The following is a 24,185-nucleotide window of genomic DNA, read 5'->3' as shown; positions in this document are numbered from 1 at the left end:
GAGCGATGATCACCTGCGAGAACCTCGTGAAGATTTACAAGACGAACGAGATCGAAGTCATGGCGCTGCAGGGACTTAATCTGCATGTGAAGCAAGGCGAGATGATGGCGATCATCGGCAACTCCGGCAGCGGCAAGTCGACGCTTCTGAATATGCTGGGGGGATTAGACCGTCCGTCGGCAGGGCGGCTTGCCATCAACGGCATCGATATGCTGAAGCTGACGGATCAAGAGCTGTCGCGCTACAAGCGCGAGACGGTCGGCTTCGTCTGGCAGAACAAAGCCCGGAATCTGATTCCTTATTTGACGGCAAGGGAAAATGTCGAAATTCCGATGCTCCTGCATGACCGGAAGAAGAAGCGCGAGCGCGCCGCCGGATTGCTTGAGGCGGTAGGGCTAGGTCATCGCATCCATAACCGGCTCGAGGAGCTGTCCGGCGGCGAGCAGCAGCGGGTCGCGATTGCGATATCGCTCGCCAACCGCCCGAAGCTTCTGCTGGCCGATGAGCCGACCGGCGCGCTCGATACGCGCACTTCGGCTCAGGTGATGGAACTGCTGCGCAGGTTGAATGCCGAATTGGGGCTTACGATCGTCATCGTCACGCACGATCTCGATCTCGCCAAGCAGGTCGAGCGCGTCGTCGAAATCCGCGATGGCCGTACCTCGTCGGAGATGATCCGCCGGGCGGACGAAATGGAGAGTGTTGAAATGTATGCCGGCGATGGCGAATCAGGCGACACGCATATCGAGTATGCCGTCATGGACCGTGCAGGGCGCATCCAAGTGCCGGAACATTACTTGGAAGCGGTCGGCGCGAAGAACGCCGATAAAGTGCTGCTGCGGCTGGAAGACGACAAAATCGTGCTTCTGCCTGCGCGCCGCGAGCATCCTGGCGAAATGTGAGATATAGCGTTTGATTCGACAAGTTTTCTGCTATTATAGGAAAGAGGAGTTGGCAGAACCTACGAAAATTAGTCGGATTGGATGATTGATATGAGAGGGAAAGTAACGATTCAAGAAATTGCCGACATGGCGGGCGTATCGAAGTTCGCGGTATCACGCGCGCTTACAGGCAAAGCAGGCGTTAGCGCGACTACGCGGGAAATGATATATAAGGTGGCCGGACAACTCGGCTACTTCAAGAACAACGAACCAAGACGTGCTGCCGGCGAACTTCAAGAGCAGGTCGACCGGACAAGGTCGGGAACCGTCGTCGTCCTGTTCCCGAATATTCGTTATCAGAACAAGGAATCCGTCTATTGGGGGCCCGTATTCGACGGTATATCGGCAAGGCTTAATCAGCTGGGCATCGATATTATGACGCTGACCGAGCCGACCCACGACCACGTATTTGCGCTCGTCAAGCCGGAAGCGATTCGAGGCGTCATTACGGTCGGCTCCATATCCACGCCGATTCTGCTGGATATCGGTCGTCTGAATATTCCTGTTGTGATGGTTGATCACATCGATCCGGCGTTCCCGTGCGATACGGTGTTCACGGACAATTTCAGCTGCATGCAAAATTTGACGACGAAGCTTGTCAGCAAAGGCTATCGCAAACTTCAGTTCGTCGGCAATATATCCGATGCGCAAAGCTATTTTGAGCGATGGCTGGCTTTCCGGACGACGCTTGAAAGCTATGGGATTGCATTAAATCAGGATCCGCTCCTTATCGGGCCGGACGGTGACGATATGTACAAATTGTTCCCTCAGCTTGAACTGAAGGAGCTGCCCGAGGTATTTGTCTGCGCCAACGACACGACAGCTCAATACCTGATCGATGAGCTTGGCAAGCGGAATTATAGCGTACCGCGCGACTGTGCCGTAACGGGCTTCGATAATACGTGCGAAACCCATCCGATCCTCGGCACGGTTAACGTCAATAAAGGACTGCTCGGGATGCGGGCAGTCGATCAGATGCTGTGGCGCATCGAAAATCAAGACTCGGCGGTCGAGAAAAAACTAATTCAAGGCGATCCGATCATTCGCGAGCAGTATGCATATACGAGGGACAATGTCGCGGCTACGGAGTGATGCGCCATATGGAAATGCATAAGGGGAATGGACGATAAGCACGAATGATAACGAATCGATACTCGGCGAGCCGATGTATCGGTTTTTTTTGTTTACGAAAATATGCAACGGTTCATGTTGTGGATAAAACGTAAGCCGTGACCGCGGGAGCGGACGAAAGCGAGGGTCAGTACGGTATCCCGCCAAGTGCTCGAGAATCAGGCCGCGTCGGGTGAAGCCACCCACGGCCTATAGTTGACAGGCTTATGTTTTAGGACTGACTTCAACACGTACTGAAGCTTTGTCCGCGAGGACAAAAGCGTGCCCAGCTCAAGCCGACCCGCCGACCGCGAACAAACGAGCCTGCACGAAATGGGAGTACAGAGGGCGAAGTCTGAGCGTTTTCCAACGGAAAGCGCACTTCGGAAGCATATGCTTTGGTTCCCCTCGGCGGAGGGGGAAGGGGGAGAGAGCAGATTGCGAACCAAACAAGAATAACAAAAGAAAAACAAAAACTCGAAATATAAGGTGATGGTAATTGACGGCAATAAAAGTCGGTGTTATGATTGTTTTGCAAACAGCACAATATTTTGGTGGTGATGAGAACCTAAATCTGTTATTTGTAAACGCTTACTTGCATGCGGTTACTTTGGGGGACTTGGTTGCTGACGTATAGCTCGACAAGCTGTAATCGGTGCCAAAAGTTACACGATAACAAAAATGGGAGGCTTGACAATGAAAAAGTTGAAAGGGCTTTCAATCCTGTTTATCGCAATGATGTTGGTAACAACCGCTTGCAGTGGCGGCAGTAACAATGGCGGCAACAATGCGGGGACGAATACGCCGGCGAACAATGCGGGCAGCGAAGGTAAAGCGACGAACGAGCCGGTCAAGGAAGAGCCGGCCAAGGAAGAGCCGCCTGCGGCAATCGATCTCGGCGGACGGACGATTAAAGTCGCGGCTTGGTGGGACCAGAAGCCTGCGGGCAACACGGCTGGCGAGAAAGCGCGCCTCGATAAGCTGGCGGAGCTGGAGAAGCAGTACAACTTTAAATTCGAATTCGTCAATGTACCGTTCGAACAATACATGGATAAAGTTACGACCTCGACGCTGGCAGGCGAGCCGTTCGCGGACATCGCGATTATGGAGCTCAAGCGTGCGATTCCGCTGGTGAAGCAAGGTCTCATCCTTCCGGTCAGCGAATTCACATCGGCTACGGACGACATCAACAACGAGCAGAAGCTGATGCAGAAGCTGCCTGCCATGGGGGGCGCGGAGTACGCTTTCGGAACGCCGGGCGTATCGATAGTCGGCACGTACTATAACCGCGACCTCGTGAAGAAGCTTGGCTTGCAGGATCCGCAGGAGCTGTACAACGCCGGCCAGTGGACGTGGGATAAATTCCTTGAGCTTGCCAAGGCCGCGACGCGCGACACGGATAACGACGGCAAGAACGACACATTCGGTTACTCCGGCTGGCCGGTGGACGCAGCTCGCCACTTTGGCGTGACGAATAATGCGATGTTCGTGAACGAGGACCTGACCATGGGGATGACGGATCCGAAATTTGCCGAGACGCTGGAGTTCGTCAACCGTCTGTACAACGTAGAGAATGTCGTCAAAGTCAAGACGGGCAACAAGATGGATTATAACGAGACGAACACGTTCAAAGACGGCGACGTCCTGATGTCGATCAACTATGACTGGAACGTCGGGGATTTGACCTTCGAGGTCGGCGTCGTTCCGAACCCGAGCGGCCCGAGCAGCGACGGCAAGCATACGTATGCGAACACGGCTCAGAACGGCTGGTTCATGCTCAAAGGCGTGAAGGATGCCAAGACAATCTACTCGATCTGGGAGCAAAGCTTCGACGTACCGCCGACCGAAGAATACTTGGGCCAGGATTGGCTGGAATCCCGCTTCAAGAACCAAGCCGACATCGACCTGGCGCTGAAGAGCGTGAACGGCACCGGCCGTCTGGCCGTCGAAGAGGGAATCCCGGATTTCCCGATCTATGCGGTCTTGGACGAAATCATTCTTCAGAACCAATCGGTGTCCGCGACGATCGAGAAGCACAAAGCAGCCGCAGAAGCTGCGATTCAAAAAGTCAAATAACCATCATTGCCGTTCGCACAGCAGACGGTAAATAACAGAAGGGGTGCGCTGTTACGAAGCACATCCCTTTTTGTCGTTAAAATACAAGCATTGATAGGTTTCACTTATAGAAGTCATCTTGTATTTCTTTTGGCGGAATGCTGCATTCTCAATCTTCCGATTGTGAACGCAAACCAATCCGCTTATCGCAGAATGAAACGCGCTGCACCGACAGAAGACGGCTAGCCGTTTCACCTTGTCGGCAAACAGAACCTAATGCGGACCAAGCTAAGGGAGGTAATGCACGAACCAAGATAGAGAGCATGAGCGCAAAACCTAATTGTTTTTGACAGGATTCGATTGCAAACGGCAAATTAACGCTATTTTTATAATAACAAAACAATAACAAATGAATAAAGAATTATTGACTGTTGTTTGGTTCGGTGATACGATCTTTATGTAATGTAAGCGTTTACCTAACAAGGATTATTCATCCGCTCGGGTGTGAAAGGCGTCTCGCCAAGGACTCGTCGCGAAAGCTTATTAGGGGGGCTTGAATTGAAGGGGATTAGGAAAACAGCGCTCACCGCATTGAGCATCGTCTTGGCGCTAAGCTTGTTGTTATCCGGCAGCCGAATTTCGGCGGAAGGTACAACCGATGGGACGAAGACGGCAAGCGGGAATTTGTCTGCGGACGAGGAGCTATTCTCCATGATTCAGGGCAAAGGGAGTTATGCGGCTTATGCGGCGAAACATGAAAGCGCTGTCCGTCCGAAGCGCGAAATCGTCATCGAGGCTGCTGAATACGATGCCATCTACGGAGACAGCTTCGAGAAGCTCGACAACTTCGAGGGTCAGAGCGGCGTCTCGCTGAAGACCGGAGAGAAGGGGCAGGTGGAATGGGTTGTCGACGTGCCGGAGACGGGACTGTATCATGTCTCGATGCTCTATTATCCGATCGAAGGCAAGAGCTCGAGCATCGAGCGGTCGTTCCTGATCGACGGCGAAGCGCCATTCGAAGAAACCGCGTATTTGCAGTTCGACCGCGTATGGGGCAATGAGCTCGAGAAGGTGCAGCGGGACAATCGCGGCAACGACCTGCGGCCGCGTCAATCGGAGAAGCCGGAATGGCGCGAGACGCCGTTCAAGGATTACGAGGGTTATTTCGAGCAGCCGTTCCAATTTTATCTGACAGCCGGCAGCCACAGGCTCACTCTTGTCTCGCAGCGCGAACCGATGGTGATCCGCCAATTGAAACTATATCAGTACCAAGAGCCGGCTTCCTATGAAGCCACGTTGGCTGTTTACCAGCAAGAAGGTGTTCAGGAAACAAGCGATATCCTGGTGACGGTGCAAGGCGAAGACGCCATCGCGAAATCATCGCCGACGCTATACCCGCAGACGGAACGATCCAGCCCTGCGGTTACCCCTTACAGCCCATCCGAGGTTCGCGTCAATACGATCGGCGGCTACAATTGGCGCGTCCCGGGTCAATGGATCGAATGGGAGGTCGAAGTGCCGGAGACGGGACTTTACAAGCTGGGCTTCAAGACGCAGCAGAATTTCGTTCGGGGCATCTATTCGACGCGCAGATTGCTCGTCAATGGCGTCATCCCGTTCAGCGAAGCGCAGCGTGTGCCGTTCCGATACAAGAGCGGATACCGAGTCGATGTCTTGGGCGGCGACGAACCGCGGCTCGTCAAGCTGAACCAAGGCAAGAACATCATCCGGCTGGAGAATAACCTCGGGGATTTCGCGCCGCTGATCCGATCCATCGAGGAGAGTTTGTTCAACTTGAACAGCCTCTACCGCAAAATATTGATGATTACCGGCACTGCGCCTGACCAATACCGCGACTATCGCGTCCATGTGCGGATTCCGGATTTGCTCGATACGTTCAAGGCGGAGAGCGACAGACTCAAGCATGTCAGCCGGGAGCTTCGCCGTCTATCGGGCGGAAGCAGCGACTCCGAGGCGCTGCTGAAGACGATGTACGTGCAGCTCGACGAGATGATCGACGAACCGGACACGATTCCGCGCCGTCTCGCCTCCTACAAGACGAATACGGGAGGTCTTGGCACGTGGCTGCTGCGAACCCGCGAGATGCCGCTTGAGATCGATGAGCTATACGTCGCCTCGCCGGATAAGAAATTCCCGCGCGGCGGGCTTGGCTTCATTTCGGAATTGAAGCATGAAATCAGCACGTTCGCTTACTCGTTCTTCATCGATTACAATTCGATCGGCAATGTCGCCGAAGACGACAATCAGCGTTCCGTCACGGTCTGGATCGGCTCCGGCCGCGATCAGGCGAACACGCTCAAGGCGATGATCGACGAGACGTTCACGCCTCAGACCGGGATTAACGTCAATCTGAAGCTGGTGCAAATGCAAACGCTGCTCCCTGCGACGCTGGCTGGTCAGGGACCCGACGTGGCGATGCAGATCGGCAACGATATCCCGGTCAACTACGCGATGCGGAGCGCGGCTGCGGATCTGACGCAATTCAGCGACTTCGAGGCGGTATCGCAGCGGTTTCGGCCAAGCGCCCTCGTGCCGTATACGTACGAGCGCGGCGTGTACGCGCTGCCGGAGACGCAGACGTTCAATATGTTGTTCTACCGCAAGGACGTTTTGAGCGAATTGGGGCTCCAGATTCCGCAAACGTGGGACGACGTGTCCAATTTGCTGGCCATCTTGAACAAGAACCATATGGAGTTCGGTCTGCCGCTCGTGCTGAACCCGACCTATCCAGGCGAGAACTTGCCGCCGAACTCGATTTACGCCGCCTTGCTTATGCAGAACGGAGGCCAATTTTATCGAAACGACGGCAAGGAATCGGATCTCGATTCCCGCGTCGGCATCGAGACGTTCAAGCAATGGACGGAATTCTACACGGATTACAAGCTGGAGCGCGAGTTCGACTTCGCGAACCGGTTCCGTACCGGCCAGATGCCGATCGGCATCGCCGATTATACGACCTATAATCTGCTCACCGTATTCGCGCCGGAGATTCGCGGCATGTGGGGCTTCGTGCCGGCACCCGGAACGAAGAAGGCGGACGGCGCCATCGACCGCTCTGTCCCAAGCGCGGGCAGCGGCACGATTATGCTCAATGGCGCGGCAGACAAAGATGCCGCCTGGGCGTTCATGAAATGGTGGACATCCGCGGACACCCAGACGCAGTTCGGGCGCGAAATGGAAGGCCTGCTCGGCGCATCTGCCCGCTATCCAACGGCCAACATCGAATCGCTCGACAGCTTGCCTTGGCCGGTTGCCGAGTATGAGAACTTGAAGACCCAGTTCGACTATGTCCAAGGCATTCCGGAAGTTCCGGGCGGGTATTTCACGGGACGCCACCTGCTCAATGCATTCTATAAAACCGTGGTCAACGCCAATACGGAACCGCGCGAAGCGATTGTCGACTACGTCCAGTTCATTCAGGACGAGATCAAAGCCAAACGCAAAGAATTCGGCCTTCCGGAATAAAAGGGGGGACATACGTGTCCAATATCACGATTGAGCGCAATAAGCAGCAGCCGGCGGGAACGGGCAAATCGACACGTTCCCAGACATGGTGGGCTGTTAAGCAGCGGGAGATGAAGAAGCAGAAGCATTCCTATATTCTGATGGCGCCCTATATGCTTTTGTTCGCGGCCTTTACGATTCTGCCCGTCATCATGTCCATCCTCATCGGCTTTACTTACTTTAACCTGCTCGAATTCCCGCGCTTCATCGGCTGGCAGAATTATTCGAGATTGTTCCTGGAAGACGACGTGTTCTTGACGGCCATCAAGAATACGCTCCTCTTCGCAGCGATCACCGGACCCGTCAGCTACATCGCCTGCTTTGTCTTCGCCTGGATCATCAATGAGCTTGGACCGAAACTCCGCGCGTTCATGACGCTTGTCTTCTACGCGCCGTCCATCTCCGGCAACGTGTATTTCATCTGGCAGATCATTTTCTCCGGGGACCGGTACGGCATTGCCAACGGCCTGCTCATCAAGCTCGGCATGATTCTGGAGCCGATTCAGTGGCTGAAGACCGAGAAGTACATTCTGCCGATTATTATTCTCGTGCAGCTCTGGCTGTCGCTTGGGACCGGCTTCCTCGCCTTCATTGCCGGTCTGCAGACCGTCGACAAGACATTATACGAAGCTGGAGCAGTGGACGGCATACGGAACCGCTGGCAGGAGCTGTGGTACATTACGCTACCGTCGATGAGACCCCAGTTGATGTTCGGCGCGGTCATCCAGCTCACGACATCGCTCGCCGTCGCGGACGTATCAATCAACCTTGCCGGATTCCCGAGCGTCAACTACGCCGCGCAGACGATCGTCACGCACTTGATCGACTTCGGTACGATCCGCTTCGAGATGGGATATGCCTCCGCGATCGCGACCGTATTGTTCGTTATCATGCTTGGCGCGAATCTGGTGATCCAACGACTGCTCAGGAAGGTAGGGGACTAATCGAATGCATATCATCCTTTCGATGCGCAGGAAGCGGGTCAACCGGTCCTTTATGGGGAGCTTCTCCTTATTCATCCTGCTGGCGATTGTCGGCGCCTTCATGGCGCTCCCGCTCGTCTATGCGATTAACTCGGCTTTCAAGCCGCTCGATGAGATTTTCCTGTTCCCGCCGACCTTGTTCGTGCGCAATCCGACGCTAACGAACTTCGTCGATCTCATGACGCTGCTCGGCCAATCGTGGGTGCCATTCTCCCGCTATATCTTCAACACGTTCTTCATTACCGGGATGGGCGTCGTCGGACACGTCATCTTGGCTTCGGCCGCCGCATATCCGCTTGCGAAGCATGTGTTCCCCGGCAAGGGGCTGATGTTCCAGACGGTCGTGCTGTCGCTCATGTTCACCGGCGCCGTGACGTCGATTCCGAATTACATGATCATGTCGTGGCTCGGCCTTATCGATACGTATTGGGCAGTGATCGTACCGGCATTCGCTTATCCGCTGGGGCTCTATCTCATGAAGCAATTCATGGAACAGCTGCCGGACTCGCTGCTGGAAGCGGCCAAGATCGACGGGGCAAGCGAATACCGCATTTTCTGGCAAGTCGTCATGCCTAACGTCAAGCCGGCCTGGCTGACGCTCGTCATTCTGTTGTTCCAGCTGCTGTGGGGGACGGACGGCAACGGGTTCATCTACAGCGAGCAATTGAAGACGCTTCATTATGCCTCTGGCCAAATTATACAAGGCGGTATCGCTCGCGCCGGCGTAGGCGCAGCCGTTGCGCTGATCTTAATGAGCGTGCCGATAACGCTGTTCATTTTCTCGCAGAGCCGCATTATCGAGACGATGGCGACATCCGGCATGAAAGATTAAGGGGGACCGTCCGTGAGCGTACACAAAACGATCGTGCTGGCGGCGATCCTCTCGTTGCTCGCCGCCATAGCGGCGCCGGCTGCCTCTGCCGCCACGCCGTATGAAGCCTATACTTACAATTATTATGAAGAATCGGTGCCGCTGCCTGCGCCTTATGTGCCGGAGAAAGCCGTCACCGGACAGAGCCTTGGCGTCGGCAGCTTCAATCAGCCGAATGACATGTTCGTTACGGAAGACGGATTCATCTATATTCTGGACAGCGGCAATGCGCGGATCATCGCCCTGGATCCGCAGTGGCGGGTACTCCGGACGATCGATCATTTCGAGTTGGATGGAGCGGAGAACAAGTTCGCCAATCCATCGGGGATTTTCGTCTCGGAGGGGAAGGAGATTTACGTCGCCGATACGGATAAGGGGAGAGTCGTCATCCTGACGAACGAGGGCAAGCTGATTCGCGTCGTGGACAATCCGCAATCGGAAATATTGCCGCCCGACTTCAAATTCGTGCCGCTCAAGGTGACGGCAGACAAGGCCGGCCGAATCTTCGTCGTCGCGCGCGGGATGTACGAAGGCATCATGCAGTTCGACGAGACCGGCCGGTTCATGGGCTACGTCGGCACGATCAAAGTGACGACGAATCCGGCCGACCGGCTGTGGCGGGCGCTTGCGACGGATGCGCAGCAGGCCCAAATGCAGCTGTTCATTCCGACGGAATTCGCCAGCGTCGACATCGACCGCAAAGGCTTCGTCTATGCGACGACGATCGATATCAACTCAACCGAAACGATCAAGCGGCTGAACCCGTCCGGGCAAGATGTGCTGAAACGGTTCGGCCACTATCCCCCGCGAGGCGACATCCGTTACCGGCTGCTGGGCAACAACGCGGGTCCGTCCAAATTAGTGGACATCAAGGTACTCGGCGGCGGCATGTACGTCGCGCTCGATTCCCTGCGCGCCCGTCTGTTCGCGTACAACGACGAAGGAGAGCTGCTGTATGCCTTCGGCGGACGAGGTACGCAGCTTGGCGTATTCAATACGCCGGTCGCGGTCGAACGGGTTGCGGATCAGCTGGTCGTGCTCGACCGGGGCAAGAACAATATCGCCGTCTTCAAGCCAACACGATTCGGCGAACTGGTGGGCGCCGCGACAACCGAGCACTACAACGGCAATACCGACCGATCCGTCGGCATCTGGAGAGAAGTGCTCCGCATGAATTCGAACTTTGATATCGCCTATCGGGGCATCGGCCGTTCGCTGCTCATGCAGAAGAAGAACAAGGAAGCGATGGCGTATTTCAAGCTCGGCATGGACCGCAAGTATTATTCGACGGCCTTCAAGCGATACCGCCGCGAAGTGATGCAGGAGCAGTTCGGCAATGGAATGACGGCGCTCATGGTGCTTCTATTCGCATTCGTTGCCTATCGGATCGTACGGAAAGTCAGGGTGAGAAGGAGTGAGAGACGTGAAGCATGATTTCGTGAAGTTTCCCCTCCATGTCATCGTCCACCCGTTCGACGGGTTCTGGGATATGAAGTATGAACGGAAGGGCAAGGTCAGAGTCGCGCTGACGATTCTCGCGGTGTTCATCCTGACGCTCATCCTGCAGAGACAGTTCGCGGGCTTCCTCGTCAACTTCAACGATCCGCGTTACTTGAACAGTCTGAACGACATCATCTACACGTTGCTGCCGTTCTTGCTGTTCTGCGTGGCGAACTGGTCGATTACAACCTTGATGGAAGGCGAGGGCAAATTCAAAGAAATCGTCATGGCGACCGGCTATGCGATGCTGCCGCTCATTCTGATCAACCTCCCGATGACGTTCATCAGCCGAATCATGGTACAGGAGGAGACGGCCTTCTATTATTTGATGAACAGCTTCGCCGGCATTTGGTTCCTCTATTTGCTGTTCGCCGGCATCATGACCGTCCACCAGTATACGGCTTCCAAGACGGTGATCACGATGATCCTGACCATCATCGCCATGGGGATCGTCGTCTTTCTGGGCACGCTTGCGCTTAGCCTCGGCGCTCAGATCTGGTACTTCATCTATGATATCTACCGCGAACTCATTTTCCGAACGTAAGGGGGACAGCACCAGTGAACAAGAGACGAAAACTTTATGCGGTGCTGGCTTGTATCGCGGTAGTCGGGATCGGCGCGCTGCTCTATTTCACGCTGACAAAGGGAGCGCCGGCGATTCGGGTCTCCGCCTATGTAGAGGAGGAGGCTGTACCGGCAGCGGCTTCCGAGCCCAAGTTTCTGCCAGGCGACGCCGTCCCGGGGATGAAGCTTGCCGCGGAGTCGGCTGCCTTGGCCCTGTATTTCAATGAAGAGACGACCGAGCTCGCCGTGGTGGACAAACGGAGCGGCAAAGTATGGCGCACCAATCCCGAATCGCGGAACGATGATGCCAAAGCGTCTCCTATCGAGAAGGAACGGCTATCCTCTCAGGTGACCGTCAACTACCGCGACCGCATCGGGACGCTCGATACCTTTACCAACTATGCGCATTCGATCCTGAATAAACAGTTCAAGGTCGAGATGATCGAGAGCGGACTTCGTCTGACCTACACGATCGGAGACATGTCGCTTGGCATCGACGCGCTTCCGAAGTACATCGGCAAGCAGCGGATGGAAGAGAAAGTGCTCAGCCACTTGGACGACCAGACGAAGGTGACCATCAATCGGGCGTATCTTCCGTCGGACACGAAACCGGACGTCCTGGAGCGGCTGGATACCGCGGTCGCGCGCCCGCTTGTGCTGCAGCGCGTGCTGGATGCTTTCGCCAAAGCAGGCTATACGGAAGAAGATCTCGCATTCGACAATGAAGAGAACGGCATCGGCGCAGGCGGCGAGGAGAAGCCGAATTTCACGGTCGTCATCGAATACCGGATCGATGGCGACAGCCTCGTCGTAAACGTACCGGCCGATCAGGTTGCGGAGAGCCAAGGGTTCAAGATCCGGAACCTCGAGCTGTTGAACTTCTTCGGCGCAGCCGGGCTGGATGAGCAAGGCTATATGCTGGTACCGGACGGCTCCGGGGGTCTCATCCATCTGAACAACGGCAAATCGAATGCGGAAGTGTACGCCCAACGCATCTACGGCGATGATTATAACGACAACAGCGGCCGGCGCGGCCAGGTTGCGGAGAGTGCCCGCTTGCCGGTATTCGGCCTTAAATCGGGGGAGAACGCGTGGTTCGCGCAAATCGAGAAAGGCGAATCGATTGCGACGGTTACGGCTGATATCGGCGGACGGCAAAATTCGTTCAACCACATTCATGCCAGCTTCGCCCTTCGCGGCGAAGACGAATTGGAGCTGTACAAGGGCAATAAGGTCGACGAAATCCAGCTCTTGTCCGAAGCGCGTTATACCGGCGACATCCAGGTCCGGTACAGCTTCCTTGACGGTTCGGATGCCACCTATGCCGGGATGGCCAAGATCTACCGCGAGCGAATGGCCGCGGACGGCCGTCTGAACGCAATCGCAGCCGAAGATGAAGAAGGCCTGCCGTTCTTCGTGGATGTACTTGGCGCGGTCGACAAGCGTAAGTCGTTCCTGGGCGTGCCGTACAAAGGGATCGTGCCAATGACGACCGTCCAGCAGGCCGACGAAATCGCGGATACATTGAAGGAGAATGGAATCTCCAACGTGCAGATGCGATATCTCGGCTGGTATAACGGCGGGATGAAGCATTCCGTTCCTTCCGAGGTCGACATGGAAGGGAAGCTCGGCAGCAAGTCGGAGCTCCGACTGCTGGCAGAGAAGCTAGCGTCGGCTGGCGGCAAGCTGTATCCGGATACGGCCTTCCAGCACGTGCTGCAGGACAGCTTCGCGTTCAAGCCTGCCTCGGATGCGGCCCGGTTCATTACCCGCGAGCAAGCGATGCGGACGCCGTACAACCGCGCATTCAATACGATGGATTACGATCTGGGCGTCTATTGGCTGCTGTCGCCTGCCAAGCTTCCGTACTTCGTCGATCGCTTCATGGCAAGCTACGAGGATTACAACATCGATTCCGTCTCGCTCCGCGATCTGGGCGATCTGCTCCATGCCGACTATCGCGCCAGCCGGGTCATCTTCCGCGACACGGCCAAGAACATCGTGACGGAGCAGCTCGGCAAATTGAATCAGCAATTCCCGAATTTGCTGCTGACCGGCGGGAACGCCTATGCGCTCCCGTACGCGGATAAGCTGGTCAACGTACCGATGGAAGGCAGCGGCTTCAACATTGTCGATGAGGCCGTTCCTTTCTACCAAATGGTCATTCATGGTTATATCGACTATTCGGGTACGCCGATCAACCTAAGCGATGAGCAGGATCTCCAGTTCCAACTGCTTCGTTCGGTCGAATACGGCGCGGCGCCGCACTTCCTGTGGACATACGAATCGTCTTCGGAGCTGAAGTTCACGGCATACGACTCGCTGTTCTCTACCGAATACACCAGTTGGATCGCGGATGCCGCCAAGATGTACGCCAAGGCGAACGAAGCGCTTGGGGGTCTGAGGACGCAGCCGATCATCGATCGAATCGTCCATCAGGAAGGTGTCGTCGAGGTCCGCTACGGCAATGGGAGTTCGGTGTACGTCAACTATACCGACAAGCCGGCGACGGTGGGCGGCATGAGCGTAGAAGCGAATAATTTCACGGTGGGGAGTGAGCGCAATTGATCAAGAGAAGTTTGACACTGACGCAGAAGCGGGCGCTTCTCGGGATCCTCTTCATCCTGCCGTGGCTGCTTGGATTCCTCTTCCTGTTCGTATCGCCGTTCCTTCAGTCCATCCGCTTCAGCTTCAGCGAACTGAAGGTGGCCCCCAGCGGGTATGAACTAGGCTTTATCGGCCTCGATAATTACACGAACGCGCTTCGCGTCGACCCGAACTTTAACCGGATCTTGACGGAGTCCGTGACCGAGATGGCCTACAACGTGCCGATGATCCTTTTCTTCAGTCTGTTCGCGGCTACGCTCCTGAACTCGAAGTTCAAGGGCCGGGCGCTCGCGCGTGCCGTGTTCTTCCTGCCCGTCATTCTCGCTTCGGGCGCGATCGCGGAGGCGCAGTCGGCCGGCTTGATCCAGCTGACGGGGAGCTCCCAGATCGCGCAGGAGCTTGGCCAACAGCAGAACGGCTTCGATCCGATGATTCTCGCCAGTATGCTCGGCAATGGCGGCATTCCGCTCTGGTTCATCGAATATATCGTGACGGCCGTCAATCGGATTTATGAGATTATCCGCGGCTCCGGCGTCCAGATTCTGATTTTCCTCGCCGCGCTGCAATCGGTTCCTTCCACGATGTACGAAGTCGCCAAGATGGAAGGGGCCACCGCGTATGAGTCGTTCTGGAAAATTACGTTCCCCATGGTCAGCCCGCTTATCTTAACGAATGTCATCTATACGATCATTGATTCGTTCTCTGACAGCCAAGTGACGCAGTATATCTATGAAACGGCGTTCACTTCCCAGAATTTCGGACTAAGCGCCGCGATGGCATGGATGTATACGCTTGTCGTCAGCCTTATTCTGGTCGTGGTCGGCTTCTTTATTTCCAGAAGGGTGTTCTATTACAACTGATTTCCGGAAGAGGGGGGAAGACCATGTCCGCAAAAATACGGGAGAACGAAGCGGTCCTGCTGCGGTACCAGCGTGCGCGAAACCAAGGCGGCGAGCTGCTGTGGTCGATATTTCGCTACATTCTGATTCTCGGCGTGTCGTTCGTTATCGTGCTGCCGATTCTGAAGCAAATCTCCGTCGCTTTCAAAGATCCGCTCGATATTTACGACCCTACGATATATATGATTCCAGTTCACTATACGATGGAGAATATCCGGCTGGCGATGGACATTCTGGACTACTGGCCGCTTCTTCAGAACACGCTGCTGTTCGTCGTGTCGACGACGCTGCTTGCCACCATATCCTGCGCCTTGGCCGGGTACGGCTTCGCGCGGTTTACCTTTCCGGGCAGCAATATTTTGTTCGCGCTCGTCATTATGACGATCCTGATTCCATCCAGTACGCTTATGGTCCCGATGTACTTGCACTTTCGGGAGTTTGACGTGCTGGGACTCATCACGCTGATCACGGGCAAGGAAGGCGTCAATCTGCTGAACACATATTGGCCTTCGCTTATCACCTCTGCATTGGCCATTGGTTTGAAAGCAGGCCTCTTCATTTATATCTTCCGGCAGTTCTTCAAGGGACTGCCGAAGGAGATCGAGGAATCGGCGCTTATCGATGGAGCTGGAGGGCTGCGCACCTTCTTCTCGATCATGCTGCCGAATGCAGTCCCGCCGATCATCACGGTGCTGCTGTTCTCCTTCGTCTGGCAGTACAACGACACGTTCTATACGTCGTTGTTCATGAGCGACAGCAATCTCATGGCCGTGAAGATCGCTTCGTTCCCGGCAGATGTCAATCAGTTCCTTCCTCGCCTGCTTGGCATCGAAGGGACGGAGGCGCGAGCGGATCCGAACCACGTCTCGATGATCGTCGATACCGGCATTCTGCTGACGATCGCGCCGCTCATCATTATGTACCTGTTCGTACAGCGATATTTCGTCGAGAGCGTGGAGCGTACAGGCGTCGTCGGGTAATCGATTGGCATAACTTCATTAGGGAAGAGGGCATAGGCAATGAAGGAGCATCTGCAAGGGAGATTAGCAGTCGAGCCGAAGCTTATTAATCCGAAGGCAAGCGACAACGCCAAACGGCTGATGACCTATTTGTGCAGCATCTACGGCACGCGAACGCTGACCGGACAGCAGGTTGGCGTCGTCTCGACGCCCGAGATGGAGGTCATTCGCCGTGCAACCGGCCATTACCCGGCGGTTGGCGGCTTCGACTTCATGAACGACTCGCCGTCCCGCGTCGAACGCGGCTCCGTGCCGACGGACACACCGCTTGCCATCGACTGGTGGAAGAGCGGCGGCATCGTCACGTTCTGCTGGCACTGGAATGCGCCTAAAGATCTGATCGACGAGCCGCCTGACAACGGATGGCACCGAGGCTTCTATACGACGGCTACGACCTTCGATATCGCGGGAGCCATGAACGACGAGACATCCGAAGACTACGCGCTGTTGATGCGCGATATCGATGTAATTGCCGTCAATCTGAAGCGCCTGCAGGACGAAGGAATTCCCGTGTTGTGGCGTCCGCTGCACGAGGCGTCCGGCGGTTGGTTCTGGTGGGGAGCGAAGGGGCCGGACCCTTGCATTAAGCTGTGGAAGACCATGTACGACAGGCTTACGAATAGGCACGGACTGAACAATCTGATCTGGGTATGGAACGGCCAGCATCGCGATTGGTACCCCGGCGATGACGTTGTCGACATCATCGGCGAGGACATCTATCCGCCGGAGCGGTCGTATGTTTCCAACGTCGAGCGGTTCCGACAAGCGCTTGGCTACACGGCTGCGAACAAATTGATTGCCTTGTCGGAGAATGGACCGCTGCCGGATCCCGACCAAATGGTCGACGAGGGAGCGCCCTGGCTGTGGAACTGTACCTGGTACGGCGGCTTCGTATGTGAACAAGACGCAAGCGGGGAATGGGGCGTCGGCGAGCAGTACACGGAGCGGGAGATGCTGCTCAAGTATTACGGGCATCCGCTCACGGTGACGAGGGACGAATTGCCCGATCTAACCGTATATCCGCTGCAAGCTGATCCGGAAAATACGGAAGATCGAACAGCAAATGCTTGAAATAACAGGCTGATAGGGAAGCGCGGTTGAAAGGCAAATACTTCGAATCTCGGAGGTGCGGTCTATGACGTATAAAGTGTTGACAGAAGAGCAGGTCGAGCATTTCATCGAGAAGGGCTGGGTCAAGCTTGCGGGCGCTTACGCCCGCCAAGACGCGCTGGAGGCACAGGAATTTCTGTGGACGGAGGTGGAGAAGCGCAGCGGCGTTCGCCAGGACGACCGCGCGACGTGGACGGAGCCGTTGGTGCAGATTAACGAGGTGTTCTTGACGCCGGCCTTCGCCCGCTGCAACACCGAGCGGCTTGGCGACGCCATTGAGGACTTGATCGGCCATGGACGGTGGGCGAACCGTACCGTGTACGGCGAGACCGAGAAGCTGAGCGGCTTCGGCTGGTGGCCCGTCAACTTCTCCCTGGACGCCGACAAGCCGTGGACCGTTCCGCTGAACGGCTGGCATTGGGACGGCATCCACTTCAAGCATTTCGTCGACAGCCCGGATCAGGGGTTACTGTGTCTATGCCTATTCTCCGACGTTGCGCATCAAGGCGGCGGCACGTTCATCGTGGAAGGCTCGCATAAGGTTGTCGCCCGATTCCTGGAAGGCTATCCAGAGGGGCTGGAGATTGGCGAAGCAATCCGTACGCTCAATCGCCAGCATCCGTATTTGCGCGAACTGACCGGCGCGGATAGGAAGAAGGATAAGGAGGCCGACGCGATCCCGGCCGACCCGATGCAAGGGGCCGGGACGCCGGACGGTTCTGCCGCGGAAGCGGTCGCGCAGGCGCGGATTGACACGTTCATGAACGAGAACTATATCGATGCGGACGGCTTCACGCTGCGCGTGCTGGAGACGACGGGAGAAGCCGGCGACGCGATTCTCTGTCATCCGTTCCTCTACCATTCGTCCTCCCAGAACTTGATCGGCGTTCCCCGGTTCATGTGCAACCGCACGACGCCGGTCGTCGAGAGGTTGAACCTGAAGCGGGAGAACGAGGCGGACTATTCGCCGCTGGAGATTAGCATCCGCAAGGCGTTAGAGCGTCAATAGAACGGCAATTAATGGTTCAACAGTTTCAAAGCCGAAAGCGGCATCAGCATCATAGAAACGAGGGACGGCATGGAACGATTGTTCATCAAAGGCATGACATGGGGCTGGAGCGCAAAACGCGGCGACTACCGGACGGAAGCCGCGGCTGACTCCATGCGCAAGCTGCGTGAGACCGGGTGCGAATGGATCGCGTTGTCCTTCTGGACGTGGCAGGATACGGTACATTCGATGCAGATTCCATTCGACTACGGCTATACGGTAACGGATCGCGACATCGAAGCCGCCGTGCGCGAAGCAAGGCGCAATGGGCTGAAAATATGCCTGAAGCCTGTCGTCAATTCACGGGACGGCTTATGGCGAGCTCATATCGGGTTTCCGGAAGAGGAGAACGAGAGTCCTTCCTACTGGGATCGCTGGTTCGAATCCTACACGAATTTTCTGGTCCATTACGCGGAGCTGGCAGAGGAGCTGGGCTGCGAGATGTTCTGCGTCGGCTGCGAGATGGTCAAGACCGAGTCGCAGACGGCCAGATGGACGAAGACGATCGCCCGCGTGCGGGAGGTATACGCGGGACCGCTAATCTATAACGCCAACCATGGCAGCGAAGAGGGCGTGGCTTGGTTCGATCTGGTCGATTTCATCGGCACGAGCGCTTACTATCCGGTCGGCAGCGTGCCAGGCGATACGGAAGAGAACATGATCGCCAACTGGCTTCCGGTGCGGGACAAGATGGAGCGGCTGCATCGGAGGTTCAACAAGCCGGTCGTCTTCATGGAGATCGGTTGCCGCAGCGCGCATGGCTGCGCGACGATGCCATGGGATTTCAAGCACCGGGACTTGCCGTTCTCCGAAGAGGAGCAGGCCAGTTTCTATCATTCCGTCATGCAGGTGTTCTGGGATCAGCCATGGTTCGGCGGGTTCTTCTGGTGGGACTGGAGCGTGAACCTGTACCCGCTCTCGGAAGCCAAGACGAACCGAGGATTCGACGTGTACGGCAAGCGCGCAGGTCAGATTCTGACCGAATGGTATACCAGCCGGTAATGTGACGATACTCCGGGGCGATTCGGGAGGAAGTCAAGCTCCCTAATCGTACACAAAAAACGGCGCTGCAGGGTTTTATCCCTGCAGCGCCGTTTGCCGTTTGCGGTCTGTTCTTCCTATTGCGGGAGCCGCTAGTACTGGACCGCGCCGATGAACGGGCGGCAGGCGTCTTAATTAATCGCTTGGTCGCGCAGATCCGGGTTCACGGATGCTCGAATGGCTTCCATCAATAAAATCGCGGCCTTGCCTAGGAGGCTTTTGTCTTTATAAGCGAGGCCAATCGCAACCGACGGGTTTAAATCCGCCAAAGGTTTGATAACCAGGGCGCCTTCTTGCTCCAGCCCGCTGTACATCGGAACAATTCCGACGCCGAAGGCGGCCTTTACCATGTGTTGAATGACGAAGAAGCTCCCAACCTCCATATAGGAGAGCTCTATGGGCACCGTTGAGTCGATTGCCGTATCCCAGAGCTCCCGATAGATGCAAGTCGGTTCTTTGACGAGTACGGTTAGCCCCGCCAGGTCGCTCGCCGCGATATGCTCCCGCTCAGCCAAGGGGTGATTCGTGTTCAACAGGACCCCCAATTTTTCTTCGAACAGCGGCTCGAACGCCAGCATGAGTTTCGACGGCGGGGCGGAGCAGACTCCGAATTCCAGTTCGCCCGCCCGCACCTTCTCCGCGATCGCTCTGCTGCCGCCAACTTCCATTGTCAACTCCACGTTCGGACGGATGTTGCAGAAGTCGGCTATAACGGACGCCAGCTGTTGGCTAGCGACGGGCTCGATTGCGGCCAATCGCACCGAGCCGTTATTGCCCGACGCAATATCCGCGACGGTCTGCCTCATGGCGCCGATCGATTTCAGCAGAATCGAAGCCTCCTGTTGGAGCCAACGGCCGGCTTCGGTCACGGTGACGCGTTTGCCGTCGCGCACGAACAAGGAAACGCCTAGATCCGTTTCGAGACGCTGAATCTGAAGCGTGACCGTAGAGGGCGCATACTGGAGTTCCTCGGCTGCTTTTAGAAAATGTCCGTGACGCACGCAGGCCTCGAAGGTTTTTAAAGCGCGAAAATCCATTGTCATCACCTTTGTTTGCGATATTCGAATCATTCATTCATATTATTCAATTTTACAAAACATTTCCATGATTCTACAATAGGTTCAACGGTATCAGGACGGAAGGATACCAAATAAGGGGGAGATAGGATGACAGCTTTGGTCATTTCGCGCGGCAATCCGGCGATTGCTCACTGTGCCTTTACGTTCGATGACGGTCCGATGCGGATTTCAATCGACGCGTGGCTGGATGCCTTGGAGCAGGGAGGCGCGCGCGGGACGTTTTTTCTGACGGGCGAGTGGTTCGATCGGCACCCCGCGAAAGCAAGGGAGATGCTGGCCAGGGGTCATGAGCTCGCGACGCATACCTATCATCACCGCCGAATGGCGGACGTGACCAAAGCCGTATTCTTCGAAGAGCTGCAGCTGGCGGAGCTCGCATACCAAGAAGCGACGGGAAGGCCGGTGCCTACCTTCCTGCGTTTTCCTTACGCTTCCTATCGGGAGGATAATTTGGCCTGGCTTCGGGAATGGAACTACGTGGTCGTCGAAGGGGAGGATACCGTCGACTGGTCGGGGCCGCCTAGCGCGCAGCTGATCGAACGGGTCAATCCGAAGCTGGTTAACGGATCGATCTTGATGTTCCATGCCAATGAAATCGCCAGAGAGACGCCGCAGGCCGTCAAATCGCTTGTCCGCCAAGCCCACGCTAAAGGTCTTGCCATGGTGCCCGTCTCCGAGCTGCTTCATGCGGCGGGCATCTCGCCTGGCGAACGCAGCTGGCAAGTCCGCTTCAAACCGACGATCCAAGGTTCATCCCATCTTGAGCAGTGGAAGAGCGTGGCCGGGGAAGATGAACTGCGCAAGCTGGCCGCCGATTCGCTGGAATGGGGGAACCCCGAAGCCCCGAAGGGGGCCGACGCCTATGGCCAATGGCTGCAAGAACTCTCCAATCGGGTTCGATCCGATGGCCCGACGCATTTCGTCGCCCGCAGTTTCGCCGGCCAGCATTGGGCATACGCGCACGCTTCGGTCCGCGCTGGCACGCTTGCGCTGGAAGATTTCGCTACGAAGGAATCCCATGCGGATGCTCTGGTGTACGTGCTGCAATGGGCTGCTCACGAGGCGGCAGCCTCGGGCTGCGAGTGGGTTACGAGCATGCGGGACATGCGCCGTATTCACAAGCTGTGCGAACAGCTGGGCTTTGAAGCAGAGATTGTTTTCCAAGAAGGGTAGCGGCTAAGAGGCGCTTGGGGGAAGATGGGGACAATGGGCACGAAATCCGCGATGAATTGGATTACGCTATGGGCATCGTTATTGTTTGTCGTCATACTCGGTTTTTCCCGGCTTTCCTACGGCATGTTCTTGCCTGGGATACAGAGGGTGATCGGAGGAAGCTACGGACAGCTGGGTATATTGGGTACGGTCAACTTTATCGGTTATTTGGTCGGGACGTTGTGTCTGCCTCCTTTGATCACGCGGTATCCTGCGCGCACCGTTATTATGAATTGGATCACGTGCCTATTGCTCGGTATCACGTTGATCGGCTCGGCGACTAGCGATCATGTCATCGAGCTTGGGCTGTGGCGGTTCGCGATCGGGTGGTTGTCGGCCTTCGCGACCGTGTTCGTTCTGTCCATTGCACTGGATGCCGTTCGACCGGCGGAGCGAGGTGCGGCGTCTGGTCTTATCTGGTTGGGCGGGTCTGCCGGCATTCTCGCGACGGGACTGTTCGCCCCCTTGACCATCGATCCTTCACACTTGCAGGGATGGCGATATGCTTGGGCGATCATGGGCGTATTCGGTATCATGGCCGCGTGCGGTTTCGCACTCGTCTCGAGAACAAGGGGGAACGAACTCGCATGCTCGCAGAACGGATCGAAGCCGCAGGAGAAGGAAGTCGAACCTGTGCATCGTCTCCTGTGGAATCCGAAGAAACTCTTGTTCCTTATCGCTTCATACTTCTTCTTCGGCGCGGGATACATCGTCTATTTCACCTATTTGATTCCCTATCTGGTGAGTAAAGGCATTCCGTCCCTCTATGCCGGGTTGATATGGTCCGGAATCGGATTTGCGGGATTGTTTAACGGATGGATCGGAGGCAAAGCCATCGACCGATGGCCAAGCGGGTATACGCTTGCATCGGGGTTAACCTTAGGGACAATCGGCGTATGCGGGGTAACCGCCAACAATATGTTGTTCACCGTGCTCGGTGCCGCCATGATTGGATTGGTCTCCTTTATTACCCCGCCGCTGATGACGACCGCGCTGCTTCGGCGTCATGTCCCTCACCGCGCTTATGCGTCATGTCTTAGCCTAGCCACTGCCGTTTTTGCCGCTGGACAAATATTCGGTCCCCTTGTCGGAGGCGTGGTGGTCGAACGGTACGGCTTGCAATTCGGCGTGGCCTCCAGCGCGATCTTCATGGCGATTGCCGCCGCGTTGGCTGGTCTGTTCGGACATCGGCAGCGCAAGCTTGAGCGCCGGGAATTAACGATCAACGGTTGAAACGCAAGGACCAAAGCCCGTCGCGATGACGAACGATCGCGGCGGGCTTATTTGCTGTTCTAACGGCGCAGTCGATCAACCTGGTGATCGACAAAGGAGCCGTTGCAGTTTAGGCTCATTCTCTTGTTGACATACCCCACTGGGGTATAATAAAATGAATCCAACAAAGAATATACCCGAATGGGGTATATCGGAAGACGAGGGGCGTTCTTCCGAAGCCATCAAATCCTTGATGGGCATGCGGATGGTATCGTCGACTTCATCGCCCCTTGGCTAGCAGGGGCGGCAATGGCGCTTAGCTCCGCGTCTGTTGTCCTGAATGCGTTGCGATTACAGCGTGTCAATGTGAAGATCTAGAATACGACTTCATGTAAATCAAGAAGCGGAGGCGATTGGGGATGGCATTCACGATTGATTTGTATACAATTCCGACCTGCAGTGATTGTAACTATGCGAAACGATTCTTTCAGGACAATCACATCGCATATACGGAGTACAATTGCGAAGAGAACATAGATTATGCGAGAGACGTTCTCCGTCTGACGGGTAAACAAATTGTTCCGACGATTGTTATAGGGGATAGAGTGTATGTTGGATTTGCAGAGAACTTGGTCGCAATCAAGGAGCAGCTTGGGATATCTAAAAGATAACAACCCAGATAGGATGAAGAGGAGAGAGGTGGAACATGGGGGATCGAACCAAACTCGCAATAAACGCTCCGATCCAAGTAGGGGGCAGTCTATTCACGCCGGAGCAGCTTTCAACAATCGGCACCGTCGTCGGGGTAGATGCGAAAATTGAGATGACGACGTTCAAACAGCTTTACGCGGACGTATCGACCGATCGGCGGGATGCGATCAAGGAAGAGCTTGAACGACAGGGCCTGGAAGTATATCCTGCCGGGTTCGCCACGAAAAGTCTAATCGCCTGCAATTTCTGCAAAGGTGCCGAGGAAGCGAGTCTGCAAGCGGCACAAACTCTGAATAAGGCGATTGCCGGTATAGAAACGCCCATGCCGCTAAAGATCGGATATGCAGGTTGCGCGCTCGGTACAAGCGAGCCGCTGCTGAAAGATATCGCCGTTGTTAAAATGCGCGATACCTTTGACGTATACGTTGGAGGAGAGCCGAAAGGATTGAAAAGCGCCTTCGCCACGCAGCTCCTTACCGGATTAACGGAGGACCGTCTCGTCCCCGTCGTAACCGCCATTATCCATTATTATAAGACCCATGCTAAAGGGAAAGAGAAGTTCCGCAAATTCGTGGAACGTGTTACACTCGAGCAGCTGCAGCTGCTCGCAGGTAAAGGTTAGTAGATTGATGTGATCGACTGATTCGGGGGATTCCCGGATACGTAGCCTATCGCGATCGCGTCAGATCGCGATAGGC

Annotated in this window: 19 protein-coding genes and 1 pseudogene; 19 read left to right on the top strand and 1 reads right to left on the bottom strand. The window is 55.8% G+C overall.

Features of this window, described 5'->3' with window-relative positions; translation table 11 throughout:
- Nucleotides 1-5: 5 nt before the first annotated feature.
- The 14 genes from ACFFSY_RS18585 to ACFFSY_RS18520 all read left to right on the top strand — a co-directional run bounded on the left by ACFFSY_RS18585 (nucleotide 6) and on the right by ACFFSY_RS18520 (nucleotide 19,234).
- On the top strand, nucleotides 6-902 hold the full coding sequence (locus tag ACFFSY_RS18585) for an ABC transporter ATP-binding protein (RefSeq protein WP_377496759.1): 897 nt from the start codon (nucleotides 6-8) through the stop codon (nucleotides 900-902).
- A 90-nt stretch (nucleotides 903-992) separates the two neighbouring features.
- Nucleotides 993-2,033: a substrate-binding domain-containing protein gene (locus ACFFSY_RS18580; RefSeq protein WP_377496757.1), complete on the top strand. Its 1,041-nt coding sequence runs from the start codon at nucleotides 993-995 to the stop codon at nucleotides 2,031-2,033.
- 714 nt (nucleotides 2,034-2,747) lie between these two features.
- On the top strand, nucleotides 2,748-4,127 hold the full coding sequence (locus ACFFSY_RS18575) for an ABC transporter substrate-binding protein (RefSeq protein ID WP_377496755.1): 1,380 nt from the start codon (nucleotides 2,748-2,750) through the stop codon (nucleotides 4,125-4,127).
- Between the two features lie 537 nt (nucleotides 4,128-4,664).
- Complete coding sequence (locus ACFFSY_RS18570) at nucleotides 4,665-7,592, top strand: extracellular solute-binding protein (RefSeq protein WP_377496753.1); 2,928 nt, start codon at nucleotides 4,665-4,667, stop codon at nucleotides 7,590-7,592.
- 110 nt (nucleotides 7,593-7,702) lie between these two features.
- Entirely contained in the window at nucleotides 7,703-8,575 is an 873-nt protein-coding gene (locus tag ACFFSY_RS18565; protein WP_377496861.1) for a carbohydrate ABC transporter permease, read from the top strand.
- Nucleotides 8,576-8,579: 4 nt separating this feature from the next.
- Nucleotides 8,580-9,446 (top strand): carbohydrate ABC transporter permease, encoded by an 867-nt coding sequence (locus tag ACFFSY_RS18560; protein WP_377496751.1) that lies wholly within the window; start codon nucleotides 8,580-8,582, stop codon nucleotides 9,444-9,446.
- A 12-nt stretch (nucleotides 9,447-9,458) separates the two neighbouring features.
- A complete protein-coding gene (locus tag ACFFSY_RS18555; RefSeq protein ID WP_377496749.1) occupies nucleotides 9,459-10,919 on the top strand; it encodes an NHL repeat-containing protein in 1,461 nt (486 codons plus the stop codon).
- On the top strand, nucleotides 10,909-11,529 hold the full coding sequence (locus tag ACFFSY_RS18550; RefSeq protein ID WP_377496746.1) for a Yip1 family protein: 621 nt from the start codon (nucleotides 10,909-10,911) through the stop codon (nucleotides 11,527-11,529). The genes ACFFSY_RS18555 and ACFFSY_RS18550 overlap by 11 nt, the downstream gene beginning before the upstream one ends.
- A 14-nt stretch (nucleotides 11,530-11,543) precedes the next feature.
- Nucleotides 11,544-14,117 (top strand): DUF5696 domain-containing protein, encoded by a 2,574-nt coding sequence (locus ACFFSY_RS18545; RefSeq protein ID WP_377496744.1) that lies wholly within the window; start codon nucleotides 11,544-11,546, stop codon nucleotides 14,115-14,117.
- Nucleotides 14,117-15,016 carry a carbohydrate ABC transporter permease gene (locus ACFFSY_RS18540; RefSeq protein ID WP_377496859.1) on the top strand — a complete coding sequence of 300 codons (900 nt, stop codon included), beginning with the start codon at nucleotides 14,117-14,119 and terminating at the stop codon, nucleotides 15,014-15,016. The genes ACFFSY_RS18545 and ACFFSY_RS18540 overlap by 1 nt, the downstream gene beginning before the upstream one ends.
- 23 nt (nucleotides 15,017-15,039) lie before the next feature.
- The gene (locus ACFFSY_RS18535) at nucleotides 15,040-16,035 is read left to right on the top strand and encodes a carbohydrate ABC transporter permease (RefSeq protein WP_377496742.1); all 996 of its coding nucleotides are present in this window, start codon (nucleotides 15,040-15,042) and stop codon (nucleotides 16,033-16,035) included.
- Between the two features lie 39 nt (nucleotides 16,036-16,074).
- Nucleotides 16,075-17,145, top strand: coding sequence for a glycosyl hydrolase (locus tag ACFFSY_RS18530; protein ID WP_377496740.1), 1,071 nt, complete (start codon nucleotides 16,075-16,077; stop codon nucleotides 17,143-17,145).
- Between the two features lie 64 nt (nucleotides 17,146-17,209).
- Nucleotides 17,210-18,193, top strand: coding sequence for a phytanoyl-CoA dioxygenase family protein (locus tag ACFFSY_RS18525; RefSeq protein ID WP_377496738.1), 984 nt, complete (start codon nucleotides 17,210-17,212; stop codon nucleotides 18,191-18,193).
- Nucleotides 18,194-18,262: 69 nt separating this feature from the next.
- The gene (locus ACFFSY_RS18520) at nucleotides 18,263-19,234 is read left to right on the top strand and encodes a glycoside hydrolase family 113 (RefSeq protein ID WP_377496736.1); all 972 of its coding nucleotides are present in this window, start codon (nucleotides 18,263-18,265) and stop codon (nucleotides 19,232-19,234) included.
- 170 nt (nucleotides 19,235-19,404) lie between these two features.
- Here ACFFSY_RS18520 and ACFFSY_RS18515 read toward each other — a convergent pair whose 3' ends face one another.
- Complete coding sequence (locus ACFFSY_RS18515) at nucleotides 19,405-20,310, bottom strand: LysR family transcriptional regulator (protein ID WP_377496734.1); 906 nt, start codon at nucleotides 20,308-20,310, stop codon at nucleotides 19,405-19,407.
- Nucleotides 20,311-20,439: 129 nt separating this feature from the next.
- Between ACFFSY_RS18515 and ACFFSY_RS18510 the strand changes: the two genes are divergently transcribed.
- The 5 genes and pseudogenes from ACFFSY_RS18510 to ACFFSY_RS18490 all read left to right on the top strand — a co-directional run bounded on the left by ACFFSY_RS18510 (nucleotide 20,440) and on the right by ACFFSY_RS18490 (nucleotide 24,109).
- Nucleotides 20,440-21,525: a polysaccharide deacetylase family protein gene (locus ACFFSY_RS18510; protein WP_377496732.1), complete on the top strand. Its 1,086-nt coding sequence runs from the start codon at nucleotides 20,440-20,442 to the stop codon at nucleotides 21,523-21,525.
- 33 nt (nucleotides 21,526-21,558) lie between these two features.
- A complete protein-coding gene (locus ACFFSY_RS18505) occupies nucleotides 21,559-22,797 on the top strand; it encodes a YbfB/YjiJ family MFS transporter (RefSeq protein ID WP_377496730.1) in 1,239 nt (412 codons plus the stop codon).
- A gap of 258 nt (nucleotides 22,798-23,055) precedes the next feature.
- Nucleotides 23,056-23,154 (top strand): annotated as a pseudogene (locus ACFFSY_RS18500) (cation transporter); the annotation flags it as partial.
- A 41-nt stretch (nucleotides 23,155-23,195) separates the two neighbouring features.
- A complete protein-coding gene (locus ACFFSY_RS18495; RefSeq protein ID WP_377496728.1) occupies nucleotides 23,196-23,447 on the top strand; it encodes a glutaredoxin family protein in 252 nt (83 codons plus the stop codon).
- Nucleotides 23,448-23,482: 35 nt separating this feature from the next.
- Nucleotides 23,483-24,109 (top strand): nitrite reductase, encoded by a 627-nt coding sequence (locus ACFFSY_RS18490; protein WP_377496726.1) that lies wholly within the window; start codon nucleotides 23,483-23,485, stop codon nucleotides 24,107-24,109.
- The last annotated feature ends 76 nt before the right edge of the window (nucleotides 24,110-24,185 follow it).

It is taken from the genome of Paenibacillus aurantiacus (assembly GCF_042431225.1).
GTDB lineage: Bacteria > Bacillota > Bacilli > Paenibacillales > Paenibacillaceae > Paenibacillus_Z > Paenibacillus_Z aurantiacus.
Note: the sequence above shows the minus strand (reverse complement) of the source record. Positions and strands in the feature narration are given on the sequence as shown.